Origin of the sequence: Pantoea sp. UBA5923 (genome assembly GCF_002431095.1) — a bacterium.
GTDB lineage: Bacteria > Pseudomonadota > Gammaproteobacteria > Enterobacterales > Enterobacteriaceae > Pantoea > Pantoea piersonii.
The window spans coordinates 154,495-171,612 of the sequence record NZ_DJDN01000010.1; the positions used below are offsets into that span (position 1 = coordinate 154,495).

The window sequence follows — 17,118 nt, forward strand, 5'->3', positions numbered from 1 at the left end:
ATGATTAAGGATGCATGCGTAATTTTTTATAAGCCAGAGCGGCGCGAGTTTTGTAAATATTAATTCAGCCGAGGTAAATTAAAGGTAAAGCTAATTAAGCAGAATCAATTCCGGAAGAAAAAAAGACATCAATAAACTGCAATAATATCATTAGATTAAATCAGGCACATAAATAGAGCGCCTTTTGCAATGACAAATAATTACATTTAGCTTTACTGGCATGTTGCTCATACTCAATTACCGACGGCACTTTAATGCAGAAAATTCCGAATTAATTCGCTAATCAATAGTGATTAAAACTGGCGATGGGCGAAAAAAGCAGTGCAATACGCTTAATAACTGCCGCTTTAAAAGTAAGAGATAATTAAATTAGTTTGCAGTGAAATAATTCCCCCTGAACGTAAATATCAGCGACAAAAATAAAGAGCCTGTTATCGCAGGCTCTTTCGCTTGACGAATTATTTACCGTTCCACGCCCTCAGCCGCGCATCGCGCGTTGAGAGCTGCTGTTGCGGCGTCAGCTTATTGTAATTATCCGCCATGCCGCTCTCCCAGTCGCCATAGAGCGGATTCGGCAATACGATAAATCGGGTGCCGAAAAGCGGGTGATTCTGGCTGACAAAGGCGCGACGCTGCGCGTTTCCCTGGTGCCAGGTCGCCTCGCCGAAATCATTCAGGTTATCGCCGACGTAGAGCACCACGTTATAGCCCGCCGCTTTGATAGCGTCGAAACGCGCCTGCTTGTTTGAACTGCCGGTGCTGAGACGTACGGTCTGCGGGTTAACCTGCGGGAATCCGAGCTGCGTCAGGTTAGCGACCGTGGCGTCATAATCCTTCTGGTCGCGGTTCGACACGTAGAATAGCGTGCCGCCGTGTGAAGTAACGTAGTGGGCGAAATCGACCGCGCCAGGCACCGCCAGCGCCTGCTTCGCTCGGGTCCATTCCGACCAGCTTTGCGCGCTGAACGGCTGCCCGTTTTTCGCCTGCCAGGCGCTGTAGGCGCTGTTGTCGATCATGGTCTCATCCAGATCGACAATCACCGCCTTAGGCTTGCCGGTCAGCGAAGGCGCGGCGTCAAAGGCGAGACGCGCGCCGTTGAAGGCCTGCCACGTCAGGGCCTGGTACTCGCCGGACTGCTGAAACCAGTTAAGCGCCATTACTGACTGCTGGCCGAGCTGTTGCTGCGCATTTTGCGCCGACTGCGAGGCGCAGCCCGACAGCATCAGCGCCATCAGGCCGCTGGTCAGCAGCGTTGCGGTCATTTTCATCTTGTTATCCTTAAGCCGGAAAAGTAGAAGTGGGTAACGCTTTCAAAATGTAGCAGTTAACCTAAGCTGAATGCAGCCAAACGCCTCAGAGGAGATTCATATGGGAATCCGCGTACGCTCTACCCTTCTTGATGCGCTGGAGTGGGTTGAATATGCCTTCCAGCCCGCAGGCGAAGCGCCGCCTGACGATGTCGCTTACGGCCATCAGCGCCACAGCGCGACGGTGGTAGATGACGCGGACAACGTGCCGCCGAAAAGCTGCGAATCGGATGGCATTATCGGCTTTGGCGAGCGGCCGGTGGCGGTCTACACCGCCGACTGCCTGCCGGTGCTCATCGCTGATACGCAGCAACGGCGCGTGGCGGCGGTGCACGCTGGGCTGAAAGGCACGCTGGCGGGCGTACTGGATCGCGCCGTGGCGCGGCTGTGCGAAGATGGCGCCTCGCCGGATGGCCTGTATATCGCCATCGGCCCGGCCATTGCGCCCTGCTGCTACGAACTGGGCGAGGAGATGTTGTCGTCGATCGCGCAACGCTTCTCTGGCTCGCTGTCGCACTGCTGGCACCGCGAGCAGCCACATAATCCGTTCGCCGTCAGGCCGCAGGCGAAGGCTACGCAAAATGGCGTCTGGTTCGATCTGCCGCAGCTGGCGACGGAGATCCTCCTGAAAACTGGCGTACCTGCGGCAAATATCGAAAACGTCGGTTTTTGCACCTACTGCATGGCGGAAAACGGCTCCAGCTATCGCCGCAACACCCACTTTAACAGTGGCTATCAGTCGCGCTTTTCATGGATACGCCGTCGGGGCGGCTAAGGCCCGCTTTTTTGATGCGCCTCACAGCGCAGTAAACTTTCACTTTTTTTTAACATCACGGCAGCTACATTACACTCATCCGACCACTTACCTGAGTGATGCCGCCGTGAAGAGTCACGCCTTTCCTGCCCTGTTCGCCCCGCTCGATTTAGGATTTACCCAGCTGCGCAACCGCTTCCTGATGGGATCGATGCATACCGGGCTGGAAGAGCATCCCGACGGCGCGCAGCGTCTCGCCGCTTTTTATGGCGAACGCGCGCGCGAAGGGGTTGCGCTGATCGTCACCGGCGGCGTAGCGCCCAATGCGCAGGGCGTTACCATGAAGCATGGCGCGATGCTCACCTCGCCTGACCAGTGCGGCTGGCACCGCCAGATTACTGACGCCGTACATGCGCAAGGCGGCAAAATCGCCCTGCAGATCCTGCATACCGGCCGCTACAGCTATCAAAAAGATCTGGTCGCGCCCTCAGGGATCCAGGCGCCCATTAACCCTTTTCTGCCGCAGGAGATGGATGAGCAGGCGATCCTGCAAACCATCAGCGACTTCGCCCGCTGCGCGCGGCTGGCCCAGCTCTCAGGCTATGACGGCGTGGAGATCATGGGCTCTGAAGGCTATCTGATTAACCAGTTTTTAGCGCCGCGCACCAACCAGCGCAGCGACCGCTGGGGCGGCGACGCGCAGCGCCGTCAGGCGTTCGCCCTCTCCGTTACCCGCGCGATACGCGACGCCGTGGGCCGCGACTTTATTGTGATTTTTCGCCTGTCGATGCTGGATCTGGTTGAAGATGGCAGCTCGCTGGCAGAGACGCTGGCGCTGGCAGCGGAGCTGGAGAAGTGCGGCGTTACCCTGTTCAATACCGGCATTGGCTGGCACGAAGCGCGCGTTCCCACCATCGCCACCTCAGTGCCGCGCGCGGCCTTCGCCTCGGCGGCGCAGCGTTTGCGCCAGCATGTCTCAACGCCAGTGATCGCCACCAACCGCATCAACCACCCGCAGGTCGCCGAGCAGCTGTTGCAGAGCGGCTGTGCCGATATGGTGTCGCTGGCGCGTCCGTTTCTGGCCGATGCCGCCTTCGTCAGTAAGTCCGCGCGCGGCGCGGCGGAGAGCATCAATACCTGTATCGCCTGCAACCAGGCCTGTCTCGACCAGATTTTTGTCGGCAAGATTACCTCCTGCCTGGTGAACCCGCGCGCCTGCCATGAAACGCTGATGCCGGTTACGCCCTGCGCCACGCAGAAGCAGATCGCTGTAGTGGGCGCGGGTCCAGCGGGGATGGCCTTCGCGCTGCAGGCGGCGCAGCGCGGTCATCGCGTGCGTCTCTATGAGGCCGCGGCAGAGATTGGCGGCCAGTTTAATATCGCGCGCCAGATCCCCGGCAAAGCTGAGTTCAGCGAAACCCTGCGCTATTTCACCCACCAGCTCGCCGCCGCTGGCGTCGAGGTGCGTACCGGCTATCGCGCGACGGCGGAGAGCCTGCAGGATGCCGACGAAATAGTGCTGGCGACCGGCATCCAGCCGCGCACGCCGGATATTCCGGGTATCGATCACCCCAGCGTACTCAGCTACCTTGAGGTGCTGCGCGACAAAAAACCGGTAGGCCAACGCGTCGCCATTATTGGCGCGGGCGGCATCGGCTTCGATACCGCCATGTATCTCTCTCAGCCGGCGGAGCAGCAGACGACTGAAACCTTTTGCCGCGAATGGGGCATCGACCTGACGCTGACGCAGCGCGGCGGCCTGCAGCCTGCGCACCCCCTGCCCGCTGCGCGCGCTATCTGGCTGTTGCAGCGTAAACCGGGCAAGCCGGGCGCGGGGCTGGGTAAAACCACTGGCTGGATCCATCGCGCCACGCTGCAGGCGCGCGGCGTGCACATGTGGGGCGGCGTAGAGTATCTGGCGATTGATGATGAGGGATTACACCTGCGCCGCGACGGCGCGGTGGTATGCGTGCCGGTGGATAGCGTCGTTATCTGCGCCGGCCAGGAGCCGCAGCGCGAGCTGGAAGCCGCGCTGCGCGCGCGCGGCAAAGCCGTTCACCTTATCGGCGGCGCCGACGTGGCGCTGGAGCTGGACGCGCGCCGGGCAATCGCCCAGGCCGTACAGCTGGCGCTGACTATCTGATCAGCGCATCTTTACCGCGCGCAGCACCACGAACTTCTGGTTCGACGCCACCAGCGTGCAGTTGCCGAACAGCTTTTTCAGCTTGTGATGATAGTCGAGGTGGCGGTTGCCGACGATGCGCAGCTCGCCGCCATACTGCAGGCAGCGTTTGGCGTCACGGAACATCTGCCATGCCAGATGATCGGTTACGGCGTGCTGCTGGTGGAAAGGCGGATTGCAGAGCACCGCGTGCAGGCGGTCTGAAGGGTAGCCGCTCAGCACGTTGTTGACGCGAAACACGCAGCGCGTCAGGTCCTGCGGACGGTTCACCTCAACGTTAAGCTGGCTCGACGCCACCGCCATAAAGGACTCGTCGAGAAAATGCACTTCAGCCTGCGGATTGCTTTCCAGCGCCATCAGGCCGATCACGCCGTTGCCGCAGCCGAGATCGACAATCTCGCCCTCGATATTTTCCGGCAGGTGCTGCATAAAGAAGCGCGCGCCGATATCCAGCGACGTGCGGGAGAAGACGTTGGCGTGGTTGTGGATCTGATAGGGCGTCTCATCCAGCGGCCAGACGGTGGTCGCCGCCTGCGGCGCCAGCGCGGGCGCGCTGAAGTGGGTATAAATCAGACGCGCCTTTTTCCACGCCAGCGAGGTGCGGGTTTCGCCGAGGATCTTCTCGAACAGCTGCAGCGTGGAGTTATGGATCTCTTTAGCGCGCGCCGCCGCCAGGATCACCGTATCGGCGGTCACGACCTCTCGCAGAGCGCGCAGCTGCTGCTCCAGCAGCGCCAGGGTTTTCGGCACCTTAATCAGCACAGCGGCAGGTGCGGCGGGCAGCGCATCGAGGCTGCTGAGAAAATGCACCTCGCCGTCGTCAAGCGCGTTAAGGCGCAGGTTTTGCCGCGTCGCCTGCTGGCTGAGCCAGGAGTCGCTGACGTGCCAGACCGGACGCGGATTAAGCGCGCAGGTGAGCGCGCCGAAGCTGTCATTGAACACCAGGAGCGGCCCTTCCGGCAGCGACTGCTGCAGCAGATATTCATCCGCCGCGTCCCACGCCTGAAGCGGACTCTCTTCACGCATTTGCGGGAAACGATGCAGGATCAGGGTGCGATCGACTAGTTCAAGTTGGCTCATGAATTCTCCGGCTGGTACAATCTGGCTGTTTTACGCCCCAAAAGGGGGGCGCAGTATACTGTCTTTCGCCGGGAATCCCTAATGTCCTCACTTATCTATCTGCAGGGTTATCCTGAGAACATCCTTCAGCAGGTTCAGACGCTGATCGACCATGAAAAGCTTGGCGCTTTTTTGCAGCAGCGCTATCCCGACACGCACGATATCGTCAGCGATAAAGCGTTATATGACTATACCCAGGCGCTGAAGAATCGCTTTATGCGTAACGCTCCGCCAATCAGTAAAGTGATCTGGGATAATAAAATCAAGGTCATGAAACATGCGCTGGGCCTGCATACGGCGGTGTCGCGCGTCCAGGGCGGCAACCTCAAAGCCAAGGCGGAGATCCGCGTCTCCACCTTTTTCCGCCTCGCGCCGGAGCCTTTTTTGCGCATGATCGTGGTGCATGAGCTGGCGCACCTGAAAGAGAAGGATCACGACAAGGCTTTCTATCAGCTCTGTTGCCATATGGAGCCGAACTACCATCAGCTGGAGTTCGACGCCCGGCTCTGGATGACGGATCAGGCGATGCGCGGCAACGCGGCCTAGAGAAACTCCTGCGCTTTCTGGATCAGGCTGGTTTTGGTCAGCGCACCGAGAAAGCGTCTCTCCTGCGGATTGTTGAGCACCGGCAGCCGCTCCAGCGTTACGCGGGCGAACGCCTCCCATCCCTCGCGCATGCTTTGATTCTGGTAGACGACGGGAAAGTTGTCGTCCATAACCGTGGCGACCGGCGAATTCAGCGTGATCTCCTGCGCCAGCACCTTACGCGCGATGTCGTGAATTGAGACTACGCCGAGAAAGGCGCCCGCCGCGTTGATGACGTAGACGTAGCGCTCGCGCTTCAGCGAGCTGACCGCCAGCGCCTGGCCGACCGACTCCTGCGGCTGCAGCGCCGCGCCGGGAATAATCAGCTCCGCCACGCGCATATTGTCGAAGTCATATTTGGCTTCTGAGCGGTTAAAGTGGTTGCCGACCACCGGATAGGTGCTGGCGGACTGCAGGCGATAGACCACCATCGAGGCGAGTACGGCGGCGATCATCACTGGAAAGAGCAGCGTACTGTTAAGGGTCATTTCCAGCACCATCAGGATCGCCATCAGCGGTGCCTGGCTGACGGCAGCCAGTACCGCGGCCATGCCGATGGCGGCATAGAGCAGCACGTTACCGAGCGGCAGATGGAGCGCCGCCCCCAGCGTCGCCAGCGCCACGCCGAGCAGCGCGCCGATCAACAGCGATGGCGTAAAGAGCCCGCCCACCGCGTTGGAGCCGACCGACAGCGTCGTCGCCAGCGTCTTCAGCACCAGCAGCAACAGCAAACCCGGCAGCAGATAGTCGCCCGCCATAATTTTAACGATCACTTCGTAGCCGTTGCCGAGAATATCGGTAGAGATAAGCGCCAGCACGCCCACCGCCAGCCCGCCCGCGCCCAGCCGTAGCGGCAGCGAACGAATATGGCTGAACAGCGCCTTGCTGCGTGCGATAAGCTTAATCAGCAGCCAGCCCGCCAGCCCGGCAATCAGGCCAATCACCACTGTTACCATCAGGCTGCTGACGTCCATCTGAAAGCTGGCGTCCGCCAGCGGATAGAGCGCGTTACGGAATCCCAGCGACCACATGGTCATTACGGCAACAGACGAGGCGATGACCAGCGGGATCAGGCGCTGCAGCGCCGAGATGCCGAAGGCGATCTCGGCGACGAAAATTGCCGACGCCAGCGGCGCATGGTAGACCGACGAGAGTCCGGCGGCGGCGGCCATCGCCACCACATCGCTGTTTTTCAGATTCAGCGAGGCGGGCATCCAGCGCCCCATCACGCTGCCGCACAGCGCGGAGAGCTGCACCATCGGCCCCTCTTTACCGATCGAGGCGCCCGAACCGATGCTGGCTATCGAAGAGAGCGCGCGGAACAGCGAGGTGCGGGTCGGCACCGCGTCGAGCCTTGCGTTAATCACCTCAAGGTAGTCAGTCTTTACCGTCTGCTGCTGTTCGATGCTCACCGCATAACGCAGGAAAAATCCCGCCAGCACGCCGCCCGCCCCCACCAGCAGCGGCCAGAAGATCCACGGCCAGACGTGCATCGCCACGGTGATCTCATTGTCGCTGCTGAACAGCAGACGGTTAATCAGTTCAATGATGCCGCGAAACGCCAGCGTCACCAGCGACGCCGCCAGGCCTACCGGGATCGCGACCATCAGCGTGGTCCAGTTCAGTGCGTGTTTACTTCCTTTCAAGCGCTTTCTCCACTTTTTTCAGCCCGTCGCCGTTGCGTCATCACTATATTGGAAGGCGGATCGCAGGATCAAATTCCCTTTCTTTCCGACGCTTGCGCCCGGTCTGCGGCGTGCTACTCTGCCGCTATTTGCCGCAGGAGAGCCAACGTGATCCGTTTTGCTATTGTGGGAACCAACTGGATAACGCGCCAGTTTATCGATGCCGCGCACGAAACCGGCCATATGCGCCTGAACGCCATCTTTTCGCGTACGCAGCAGCAGGCGGAACGCTTCGCCGAAGCCTGTCCCTGCTCGCATCTCTTTACCTCGCTGGAGGCGCTGGCCGCCAGCGATCTTATCGACGCGGTTTACCTGGCTAGCCCGAACGCCCTGCACTGCGAGCAGGCGCTGCTGTTTATGGCTCATGGCAAACATGTTATCTGCGAAAAGCCGCTCGCCTCTAACCTGCGCGAAGTGGAGCAGATGATCGCCTGCGCCCGACAGCATCAGGTGGTCTTGTTTGAAGCGTTTAAAACCGCCAGCCTGCCCAATTTCGCGCAGCTACAGCAGGCGCTGCCCGCTATCGGCCCGCTGCGCAAGGCGCTGTTCAGCTACTGCCAGTACTCGTCGCGCTATCAGCGCTACCTCGACGGTGAAAATCCCAATACCTTTAATCCGCGCTGGTCGAACGGCTCGATAATGGATATCGGCTACTACTGCCTGGCGACGGCGGTGGCGCTGTGGGGCGCGCCGCAGGCGGTAAAAGCCAGCGCCGCGCTGCTGGCCAGCGGCGTTGACGGCCACGGCAGCGTGCTGCTCGACTATGGCGACTTTGACGTCACGCTGCTGCACTCCAAAGTCAGCGACTCGCGTATTCCCAGCGAAATTCAGGGCGAGGCTGGCTCGCTGCTGATCGAAAAGCTGTCAGAGATGCAGTCGGTTAGCCTGGTGCCGCGCCAGACCGCCGCGCAGCCGCAGGATCTCAGCCAGCCGCAGCATATCAATACCATGCTCTATGAAGCCCAGACCTTTGTGCAGCTGGTGCGGCAGCGCCGCGTCGATCATCCCGGGCTGGAAACATCGCGCATCACCGCCGCGCTGCTGACCGAGATACGCCGCCAGACCGGCGTGGTTTTCCCCGCTGACGACCATGCTGTGTAAATATGTCTAAATATTAATGGCTCGCTATTGCCTCTTGCAGGGTCAGCGCCTATCTTAACTGCCAGCAAAGGGGAGTAACTTGTAAGCTGAACGATCGTCATTACGATGCGCAAGCATCCGGTCGTCAGGCAACCCGGAATCTGGTTCTGCGTTGTAAGTGAGACCTTGCCGGAAGGCAAGGTTTGCTTACATCCCTGTAAAGCGGCTGATGTCTTCTGACTTCAGCCGTTTTTTATTTCAGGGCAGGAAAAGTTATGCAGACGGTAGGAACGCCTCTTCTCTGGGGCAGCTTTGCGGTGGTGGTGCTCATCATGCTGGCGATCGATCTCTTTTTACAGGGACGGCGCGGCGCGCAGACCATGAGTTTTAAACAGGCGGCGGTCTGGTCGCTGATTTGGGTATCGGTGTCGCTGCTGTTCAGCGCCGCCTTCTGGTGGTATCTCGAGGGCAGCGCCGGTCGGGAAGTCGCCACGACGCAGACGCTGGCGTTTTTAACCGGCTATGTGCTGGAGAAGGCGCTGGCGGTCGATAATGTCTTTGTCTGGCTGATGCTCTTCAGCTACTTCTCGATCCCCGCCGCGCTGCAGCGCCGCGTGCTGATTTACGGCGTGTTGGGCGCGATTGTGCTGCGCACGATTATGATCTTTGCGGGCAGCTGGCTGGTAACGCAGTTTAGCTGGATCCTCTATCTGTTCGGCGCCTTCCTGCTGCTGACCGGACTGAAGATGGCCTTCTCCAGAGAAGAAGATGAAAACGCGGTGGGCGACAAGCCGGTGGTACGCTGGCTGCGTAAACATCTGCGCATGACTGACGCGCTGGAGGGGGAGAAATTTTTTACCCGTAAGAATGGCGTGCTGTTTGCGACGCCGCTGCTGCTGGTGCTGATTATGGTGGAGCTGAGCGACGTAATCTTCGCGGTTGACAGCATTCCGGCGATTTTCGCCGTAACCACCGATCCCTTTATCGTGCTGACCTCTAACCTGTTCGCCATTCTCGGCCTGCGCGCCATGTACTTTCTGCTGGCTAACGTCGCCGAGCGCTTCTCCATGCTTAAGTATGGCCTGGCGATCGTGCTGGTCTTTATCGGTATCAAGATGCTCATCGTCGAGTTCTACCATATTCCGGTGGCGATCTCGCTGGGCGTGGTCGGCGCCATCCTCGGTTCAACCCTGTTGATTAACGCCTGGGTGAATCGCAAAAGCGACCAAAAACAGCGCTCGCAATAATCCGCTACAGGGGCAGGTAATGCCCCTGTTTTATTTTGCCAGTCACTGGTGCGACATTTCATCGCTCTGTCACACTTCCTTCATCCAGCATAATAGAAATCCGATCCCCCTCGCACAGACAGAATTATCTCTTTCCTCGCCCGCTCTTTTCCTTATACTCCGCCGGGCAAACCGCTTCAGGCGCGTTAATCGACGCCCTCTGAAGCCACATCCCGCTACAACCTAAAGAACAATTATGCAGAACTCTCTTTCCGGTCGTCTGGGCGCGTTACTCGCAGGAAGCCTGGTAAAACAAATCATGGTAGGGCTGGTGGCCGGCGTGGCGCTGGCCTGGGTCTCGAAGGATGCCGCGCTGGCCGTCGGCCTGCTGGGCGAACTCTTCGTCAGCGGGCTGAAAGCCGTTGCGCCGCTGCTGGTACTGGTGCTGGTGATCGCTTCTATCGCCAGCCATCAACAGGGCCAGAAGACCAATATCAAACCTATTATCGCGCTCTATCTGTTAAGCACCTTTTTCGCCGCGGCGATCGCGGTGATGTTGAGCCATCTGATGCCGCAGACGCTGACGCTAGCGGTCGGCAAAACTGAAATTACGCCGCCGTCGGGCATAACCGAGGTGCTGCGCGGCCTGCTGATGAATATGGTGGCAAACCCGATTACCGCGCTGATGGAAGCAAACTACATCGGTATTCTGGTGTGGGCGATCGGCCTTGGCCTGGCGTTCCGTCACAGCTCGCCCGGCACCCGCGCCCTGCTTAACGATGTCTCACATGCGGTGACCTGGCTGGTGCGCTGCGTAATTCGCTGCGCGCCGGTCGGTATTTTCGGTCTGGTGGCGTCGATTCTGGCCTCTACCGGCTTTGGCGCGCTGTGGCAGTATGCGCATCTGCTGGGGCTGCTGCTGGGCTGTATGGCGTTAATGGCGCTGGTGGTCAACCCGCTGCTGGTCTACAGCAAGATCCGCCGCAACCCCTATCCGCTGGTCTTTACCTGCCTGCGCGAAAGCGGCGTGACCGCCTTCTTTACCCGCAGTTCGGCAGCCAATATTCCGGTGAATATGGCACTGGCGAAACGCCTCAATCTGGATGAGGATACCTATTCGGTCTCTATTCCGCTGGGGGCGACTATCAGTATGGCGGGCGCATCCATCACCATTACCGTGTTGACGCTGGCGGCGGTGCATACGCTGGGTATTCAGGTTGACGTGTCGACCGCGATTCTGCTGAGCCTGGTGGCGTCGCTGTGCGCCTGCGGCGCGTCGGGCGTAGCGGGCGGTTCGCTGCTGCTGATCCCGGTCGCCTGTAATATGTTCGGCATCCCCAATGAGCTGGCGATGCAGGTGGTGGCAGCCGGTTTTATTATCAGCGTGCTGCAGGACTCCGCCGAAACGGCGCTGAACTCCTCTACCGATATTCTGTTTACCGCCGCGGTTTGTCAGGCTGAAGCCGAGCGCGAAGCCAGCCGGGCTTGATCTTGCAGACAGCTCAGTAGCTTGAAGAGCGGGTGGCAGGGTACGAAGAGTAAAGCGTCCCGCCTCAGGGAAGAGGCGGGCCGAGCTGGCAGGGATGCCGCTTTTTGCGTCTTTGCGATCGAGCCATCTCATCCGCGCAGGCTCGTTGTCACAGTCCAGTATCACTCTCTTTTAGCCGTATGCTGTCGCGGGAAGCATGGACCGATCGCAAAGTCGCTTTACGCATCCCTGCTCGCTCGGCCCGCGCCGTCCATGGCGCGGGACGCTTTGCTCCTCGTTCCATGCCACCCGCTCCCCGTACTTTCACGCCGTCTGAAACAGCGACATTAGCCTCTCTGTCGATTAGCCGATTTACAGCGTCACGCCGCTTTTAAAAATCGCCAGCTCGCGAAAATCGTTCTTCTCGTTGTTGGTCAGCTTGCCGCTGGCGATCGCCACGATGGTGTCGACGAAATCCTCCAGCAGCGCATCCATGCTCATCCCTTCCAGCAAACGGCCAGCGTTAAAGTCAATCCAGTGCGGCTTCTTCTCCGCCAGCGGCGAGTTGGTCGCCAGCTTCACCGTCGGCACAAAGCCGCCGTAAGGGGTGCCGCGTCCGGTGCTGAACAGCACCATATGACAGCCCGCCCCGGCCAGCGCGCTGGTGGCGACCGCATCGTTGCCAGGGGCGCTCAGCAGATTCAGCCCCGGCGTTTTCAGCCGCTCGCCATACTTCAGCACGTCCACCACCTGGCTGGAGCCCGCTTTCTGGGTGCAGCCCAGCGATTTCTCCTCCAGCGTGGTAATACCGCCCGCCTTGTTGCCCGGCGAGGGATTCTCGTAAATCGGCTGCTGATGGTCGATGAAGTAGCGCTTGAAATCGTTAATCATCGCCACGGTTTTCTCGAAGGTCGATTCGTCGCGACAGCGGCTCATCAGAATACGCTCCGCGCCGAACATCTCCGGCACCTCGGTCAGCACCGTGGTGCCGCCGTTAGCGATCATCTGATCGGAGAAGCGCCCCAGCAGCGGATTGGCGGTAATGCCGGAAAAACCGTCGGAGCCGCCGCACTCCAGGCCGAACTTCAGCTCGCTTAGCTTGCCCGGCTGGCGTTTGTCGTGGCGCATCACCTCATACAGGGCATGCAGACGCTCCAGACCCGCCTCTACTTCATCGTCGTGCTGCTGGCACACCATAAACTGAATGCGTTCGCTCTCCGGCAGGCCCAGCGTCTCGCGGAAGGCATCGACCTGGTTGTTCTCACAGCCGAGGCCGATAACCAGCACCGCGCCAGCGTTGGGATGGCGCACCATATTTTGCAGCATGGTGCGGGTATTCTCATGATCCTGCCCCAGCTGCGAACAGCCGAAGGTGTGGCTAAACAGAAACGCGCCGTCGGTACCCGCCGCGTTGTCGGTCTCTTTAAGAAAGCGCTGCAGGATCTGACGCGCAATGCCGTTGACGCAGCCGACGGTCGGCAGGATCCACAGCTCATTGCGGATCCCGACGTCGCCGTTGGCGCGGCGATAGATCTGCACCTCGCGATCCCCAGGCTGCGGCGGCACCTCAACAAACTCCGGCTGATAGTCGTACTCATCCAGATCGCTCAGGTTAGTGCGCGCGTTACTGGAGTGGATCACCTCGCCGGCGGCGATCGGCTGCGTGGCGTGGGCAATCGGCAACCCGTACTTAACCACCAGTTCGCCCTCGGCGATGGGCCGCAGCGCGAACTTATGGCCGCGCGTAACGGCCTGCTGTAGCTGCACTGCCGTCTGATGCAGGTCGATAGTCTGCCCCGCCTCTAAGTCGCGCAGCGCTACCGCGACGTTATCCTGAGAGTGAATCTTAATCGCGTCTTGCATAGCATTATCCCAGTGTGCTCAACGCCTCACGCATGCCGTGGACGATGATATTTTGCAGGTGTCGGCTGACCTCGGCCGCCAGCTGTGGCTGCCGGGTCAAATCTTCGCCCCAGTGCTGCGCGTCGCTTAACACCTCGCGCACCAGCTGTTCCGGGGAAATCTGGTCGTTATTGAGTGCCTGCCAGTTTTTTTCAAAGCGCGCCAGCCAGTGCGCGTCATCCTGTAGCGGCCAGCTTTTCTCCGCCGACGCGCCGCGATAAAAGGCGATCAGCGCCGCCAGCGCGAAGGTCAGACGCGGCGGCCAGACGCCGCTTTGCGCGTGTGACGCCAGCAGCGGCGTCAGCAGCCGGGTGCGGAACTTGGTCATGCCGTTCAGCGCGATGGAGAGCAGCGCATGGCGGATAAAGGGATTGCGGAAGCGCCGCTCTACCGCATCGGCGAAGGCGAGCAGCTCGCTGCGCGGCAAATCCAGCGTAGGAATGATCTCCTCACGCAGCAGACGATCGACAAAGCCAGAGATAGCCGGATCCGCCATTGCTTCGCCAACGCTCTCCAGTCCAGCCTGGAACGCCACCGGCACCATGGCGGTATGCGCGCCGTTGAGGATCGCCACTTTCTGCGCCTTCCACGGCGCGATATCCTCGACCAGCCGCACCTGCGGCGCCAGCGCATCCAGCTTCAGCTCGTCGAACAGCGCGCGCGGCCCCTGCAGAATGAACTGGTAATACACCTCGCCCGCCACCAGAAAACGATCCTCGTAGCCCAGCTGAGCGGCGAGCGCCTCGCTCTCCTGCGGGAAACCGGTCACGATGCGGTCCACCAGCGTGTTGTAGAACATGCAGTGCTGCGTTACCCAGGCGGTAAAACTTTCCGGCAGCTGCCAGTGTCGCGCATAGCGCAGCACCAGATCGCGCAGGGCGTCGCCGTTATGGTCGATTAGCTCGCAGGGTACAATCAGCCAGCCTTTGTCGCTGGCCCCACTGAAGTGCTCGAAGCGCGCCCATAGCAGCTGCGTCAGCTTGCCGGGAAAGCTGGAGGCGGGCGCATCCATCAGGCGATCGCTCTCGGCAAAGGCGATGCCCGCTTCGGTGGTGTTAGAGAAGACGAACCGCATCTGCGGCGCGCGCGCCAGCGCCAGAAAGTCGTCATGCTGGAGATAAGGCTGGATCTCGCGATTCAGACTGCGGATCAGGCGCGTTTCGCTGACGCGCTCGCCCTGCTCGTTCAGACCGCGGATCAGCGTGGTATAAAGGCCATCCTGCTGGTTCAGGCTGTCGCTGACGACGCGGTTGCGCGGCCGTACCACCACGATGCCCGCGTCGGTGCCCTGATGCTGGTTCAGCCAGTCGAGCTGCCAGTCGATAAAGGCGCGCAGAAAATTGCCCTCGCCGAACTGGATGACGCGCTCGCTGTAGATCGCGCCGGGAAAATCGTGGCGATTTAGCCGCTGCATTATCAGGCTCCCAGCTCTATGCCAAAGTAGTCGCGCGCGTTGTTAAAGCAGATGTTTTGCACCATCTGGCCCAGCAGCGCCTCGTCGCCCGGCGCTTCGCCGTTTTCTACCCAGCGGCCAATCATCTGGCACAGCAGGCGACGGAAATATTCGTGACGGGTATAGGAGAGGAAGCTGCGGCTGTCGGTCAGCATGCCGACAAAGCGGCTGAGCAGGCCAATCTGCGCCAGCTGCGTCATCTGGCGCTGCATGCCGTCGAGCTGATCGTTGAACCACCAGGCGGAGCCGAACTGCATTTTGCCCGCTTCGCCCTCTCCCTGAAAATTGCCCGCCATGGTCGCCAGCACCTCGTTGTCGCGCGGGTTCAGGCAGTAGAGAATGGTTTTCGGCAGCGCGTTATGCAGGTTCTGCGCGCCCAGCAGCTTCGCCAGCGGTTCCGCCAGCGGCCGGTCGTTAATTGAGTCGAAGCCGACGTCCGGGCCCAGCAGTTCAAACTGGCGGCGGTTGGTGTTGCGCAGCGCGCCGATATGGTACTGCTGCACCCAGCCGCGACGCGCATATTCGCCGCCCAGCCACACCAGGACCGCAGTTTTAAACTGCGCGATCGCCTGCGCGTCCGGCGCGTTGCCTGCGCGGCGAGCGGCCAGAATGGCGTCCAGCGTCGCGTCGTCAGCTTCGGCGTAGAGCACGACGTCAAGCGCGTGGTCTGAAACCTTACAGCCGTGATCGGCGAAATAGTCGAGGCGTTTGCTCAGCGCGCTGCGCAGATCGTCAAAGCGGCGCACGCTGATGTCGGTCAGCGACTCCAGCTTTTCGATCCATGCCAGGAAGCCTTCCGCCTCAATGTTAAAGGCTTTGTCGGGACGCCAGCTCGGCAGCACCTTGACGCTGAAGCTGTCATCCTGCGCCAGCGCGCGGTGGTGCTGCAGGTCATCCAGCGGATCGTCGGTGGTGCCGACCATCTTCACGTTCATCTGCTGCATAATGCCGCGCGCGGTAAAGTCATCCTGCGCCAGCAGCGCGTTGCAGCGCTCCCAGATATCGTCAGCGGTTTTTTCAGAGAGCAAGGTATCGGTAATGCCGAAAGGACGACGCAGTTCAAGGTGCGTCCAGTGATAGAGCGGATTGCCGATAGTGTGCGGTACGGTGCGCGCCCAGGCGTCGAATTTTTCGCGGTCGCTGGCGTCGCCGGTGCAGAAGGCTTCCGGTACGCCGTTAGCGCGCATAGCGCGCCACTTGTAGTGATCGCCCTTCAGCCAGATGTCATAGAGGTTGGCAAAGCGGTAATTTTCGGCAATCTGCTGCGGCGGAAGATGGCAGTGATAGTCGAAAATCGGCTGATCCTTTGCATAGTCATGGTAAAGGCGACGAGCAAATTCGGTATCCAGCAAAAAATCCTCGGTCATAAAACGCGACATACTTGCTTCCTCTTGATAGAGCCTTAATGCGCTCAAAGTTATCATACCAATTTTGGTCAGCTACAGAATTCTTTGAGATCTCGCTCACATAAATAGCAGCAATGCCCTGCCCTCATGGACGTTTTTGCTCTCTGTAGCGTGCTAAATGGCTGTCCTGACGCAGATTTAAAGTATCCCATATTGCAAAAGGGGCTTTTGTGATGGCTCTCAACTTTTAAAGTTGTATAACAAGTTACGCTCTCGACCCGTAAAGGCAAGGTAAACACAAGGCCGCATTCGCGTGGCCTGCGGGCGTGAGGTCAGTCGAATCACGGTTGTCCCGCTCCAGATAACAACAGCGGCAAGACCGCAGACAGAACACTGGAAGAGGTAAATGATGCGTAAGATTAAAGGGCTACGCTGGTATATGATCGGGCTGGTGACGCTGGGCACCGTGCTGGGTTATCTCACCCGTAATACCATCGCCGTCGCCGCGCCGACGCTCCAAACCGATTTACATATCACCACCCAACAGTACTCCTACATCGTGGCGGCATACTCGGCCTGCTATACCGTTATGCAGCCGGTCGCAGGCTATGTGCTCGATTTGCTCGGCACTAAAGTCGGCTACGCCGTATTTGCCGTACTCTGGGCGATTTTCTGCGCCGCGACGGCGATGGCGGGCAGCTGGGGTGGTTTTGCGCTGGCGCGCGGTGCAGTGGGCGCGGCAGAAGCGGCGATGATCCCGGCGGGCCTGAAAGCGAGCAGCGAGTGGTTCCCGGCTAAAGAGCGCTCCGTCGCCGTGGGCTACTTCAACGTTGGCTCCTCGATTGGCGCTATGCTGGCGCCGCCGCTGGTGGTGTGGGCGATTGTGGCGCACAGCTGGCAGATGGCGTTTATCATCACTGGCGTGCTGAGCCTGGTCTGGGCGCTCTGCTGGCTGATTTTCTATAAGCATCCCAAACAGCAAACCAAACTCAGCGACGAAGAGCGTCAGTA

General features: G+C 59.9%; 13 protein-coding genes. 7 read left to right on the top strand and 6 right to left on the bottom strand.

All coding sequences use genetic code 11. The features are described 5' to 3' along the window. Window positions 1-458 precede the first annotated feature (458 nt). Complete coding sequence (locus B3797_RS01905) at window positions 459-1,268, bottom strand: 5'-nucleotidase, lipoprotein e(P4) family (RefSeq protein ID WP_311790234.1); 810 nt, start codon at window positions 1,266-1,268, stop codon at window positions 459-461. Between the two features lie 100 nt (window positions 1,269-1,368). Here B3797_RS01905 and B3797_RS01910 point away from each other — a divergent pair, with 100 nt between their 5' ends. Together B3797_RS01910 and B3797_RS01915 are read left to right on the top strand one after the other, a co-directional pair. Beyond that, window positions 1,369-2,082, top strand: coding sequence for a polyphenol oxidase family protein (locus B3797_RS01910; RefSeq protein WP_311790235.1), 714 nt, complete (start codon window positions 1,369-1,371; stop codon window positions 2,080-2,082). 106 nt (window positions 2,083-2,188) lie between these two features. Beyond that, the gene (locus tag B3797_RS01915; protein ID WP_414693023.1) at window positions 2,189-4,204 is read left to right on the top strand and encodes an FAD-dependent oxidoreductase; all 2,016 of its coding nucleotides are present in this window, start codon (window positions 2,189-2,191) and stop codon (window positions 4,202-4,204) included. Here the strand turns inward: B3797_RS01915 and rlmG are convergent, their stop codons facing one another. Next, window positions 4,205-5,323 (bottom strand): 23S rRNA (guanine(1835)-N(2))-methyltransferase RlmG, encoded by a 1,119-nt coding sequence (gene rlmG, locus B3797_RS01920; protein ID WP_311790236.1) that lies wholly within the window; start codon window positions 5,321-5,323, stop codon window positions 4,205-4,207. It abuts the gene before it with no gap. An 81-nt stretch (window positions 5,324-5,404) separates the two neighbouring features. Between rlmG and B3797_RS01925 the strand changes: the two genes are divergently transcribed. Next, on the top strand, window positions 5,405-5,908 hold the full coding sequence (locus B3797_RS01925; protein WP_120454911.1) for a M48 family metallopeptidase: 504 nt from the start codon (window positions 5,405-5,407) through the stop codon (window positions 5,906-5,908). On the opposite strand, the gene B3797_RS01930 is transcribed toward B3797_RS01925, so the two are convergent. Beyond that, window positions 5,905-7,593, bottom strand: coding sequence for a chloride channel protein (locus B3797_RS01930; RefSeq protein WP_311790237.1), 1,689 nt, complete (start codon window positions 7,591-7,593; stop codon window positions 5,905-5,907). The two genes, B3797_RS01925 and B3797_RS01930, sit on opposite strands and share 4 nt — an antisense overlap. A 147-nt stretch (window positions 7,594-7,740) precedes the next feature. Between B3797_RS01930 and B3797_RS01935 the strand changes: the two genes are divergently transcribed. From B3797_RS01935 to sstT, 3 genes are all read left to right on the top strand, one after another. Beyond that, complete coding sequence (locus tag B3797_RS01935; RefSeq protein WP_311790238.1) at window positions 7,741-8,733, top strand: Gfo/Idh/MocA family oxidoreductase; 993 nt, start codon at window positions 7,741-7,743, stop codon at window positions 8,731-8,733. Between the two features lie 254 nt (window positions 8,734-8,987). Then, entirely contained in the window at window positions 8,988-9,959 is a 972-nt protein-coding gene (locus tag B3797_RS01940) for a TerC family protein (protein WP_311783739.1), read from the top strand. A gap of 235 nt (window positions 9,960-10,194) precedes the next feature. Further along, window positions 10,195-11,427, top strand: coding sequence for a serine/threonine transporter SstT (gene sstT, locus B3797_RS01945; protein ID WP_311783738.1), 1,233 nt, complete (start codon window positions 10,195-10,197; stop codon window positions 11,425-11,427). 351 nt (window positions 11,428-11,778) lie between these two features. Here the strand turns inward: sstT and B3797_RS01950 are convergent, their stop codons facing one another. Genes B3797_RS01950 through uxaC form a run of 3 tightly spaced genes read right to left on the bottom strand, consistent with a single transcriptional unit; the run spans window position 11,779 to window position 16,140 of the window. Then, window positions 11,779-13,269 (bottom strand): altronate dehydratase family protein, encoded by a 1,491-nt coding sequence (locus B3797_RS01950; protein WP_311790239.1) that lies wholly within the window; start codon window positions 13,267-13,269, stop codon window positions 11,779-11,781. Between the two features lie 4 nt (window positions 13,270-13,273). Continuing rightward, window positions 13,274-14,722 carry a tagaturonate reductase gene (locus B3797_RS01955; RefSeq protein ID WP_311790240.1) on the bottom strand — a complete coding sequence of 483 codons (1,449 nt, stop codon included), beginning with the start codon at window positions 14,720-14,722 and terminating at the stop codon, window positions 13,274-13,276. 2 nt (window positions 14,723-14,724) lie between these two features. Then, window positions 14,725-16,140, bottom strand: a complete 1,416-nt coding sequence (uxaC, locus tag B3797_RS01960) for a glucuronate isomerase (RefSeq protein WP_311783735.1) — start codon at window positions 16,138-16,140, stop codon at window positions 14,725-14,727. A gap of 376 nt (window positions 16,141-16,516) precedes the next feature. On the opposite strand from uxaC, the gene B3797_RS01965 reads away from it, so the two are divergent. Further along, window positions 16,517-17,118 (top strand): MFS transporter (locus B3797_RS01965; protein ID WP_311790241.1); only part of this gene is annotated, 602 nt, incomplete at its 3' end.

What these genes read in the sequence shown, in the direction of transcription:
- B3797_RS01925 (WP_120454911.1), top strand. Translation starts at nt 5,405, where the DNA reads ATGTCCTCACTTATCTATCTGCAGGGTTATCCTGAGAACATCCTTCAG.
- rlmG (WP_311790236.1), bottom strand. Translation starts at nt 5,323, where the DNA reads ATGAGCCAACTTGAACTAGTCGATCGCACCCTGATCCTGCATCGTTTC.
- uxaC (WP_311783735.1), bottom strand. Translation starts at nt 16,140, where the DNA reads ATGTCGCGTTTTATGACCGAGGATTTTTTGCTGGATACCGAATTTGCT.
- B3797_RS01955 (WP_311790240.1), bottom strand. Translation starts at nt 14,722, where the DNA reads ATGCAGCGGCTAAATCGCCACGATTTTCCCGGCGCGATCTACAGCGAG.
- B3797_RS01910 (WP_311790235.1), top strand. Translation starts at nt 1,369, where the DNA reads ATGGGAATCCGCGTACGCTCTACCCTTCTTGATGCGCTGGAGTGGGTT.
- B3797_RS01950 (WP_311790239.1), bottom strand. Translation starts at nt 13,269, where the DNA reads ATGCAAGACGCGATTAAGATTCACTCTCAGGATAACGTCGCGGTAGCG.
- B3797_RS01940 (WP_311783739.1), top strand. Translation starts at nt 8,988, where the DNA reads ATGCAGACGGTAGGAACGCCTCTTCTCTGGGGCAGCTTTGCGGTGGTG.
- B3797_RS01905 (WP_311790234.1), bottom strand. Translation starts at nt 1,268, where the DNA reads ATGAAAATGACCGCAACGCTGCTGACCAGCGGCCTGATGGCGCTGATG.
- sstT (WP_311783738.1), top strand. Translation starts at nt 10,195, where the DNA reads ATGCAGAACTCTCTTTCCGGTCGTCTGGGCGCGTTACTCGCAGGAAGC.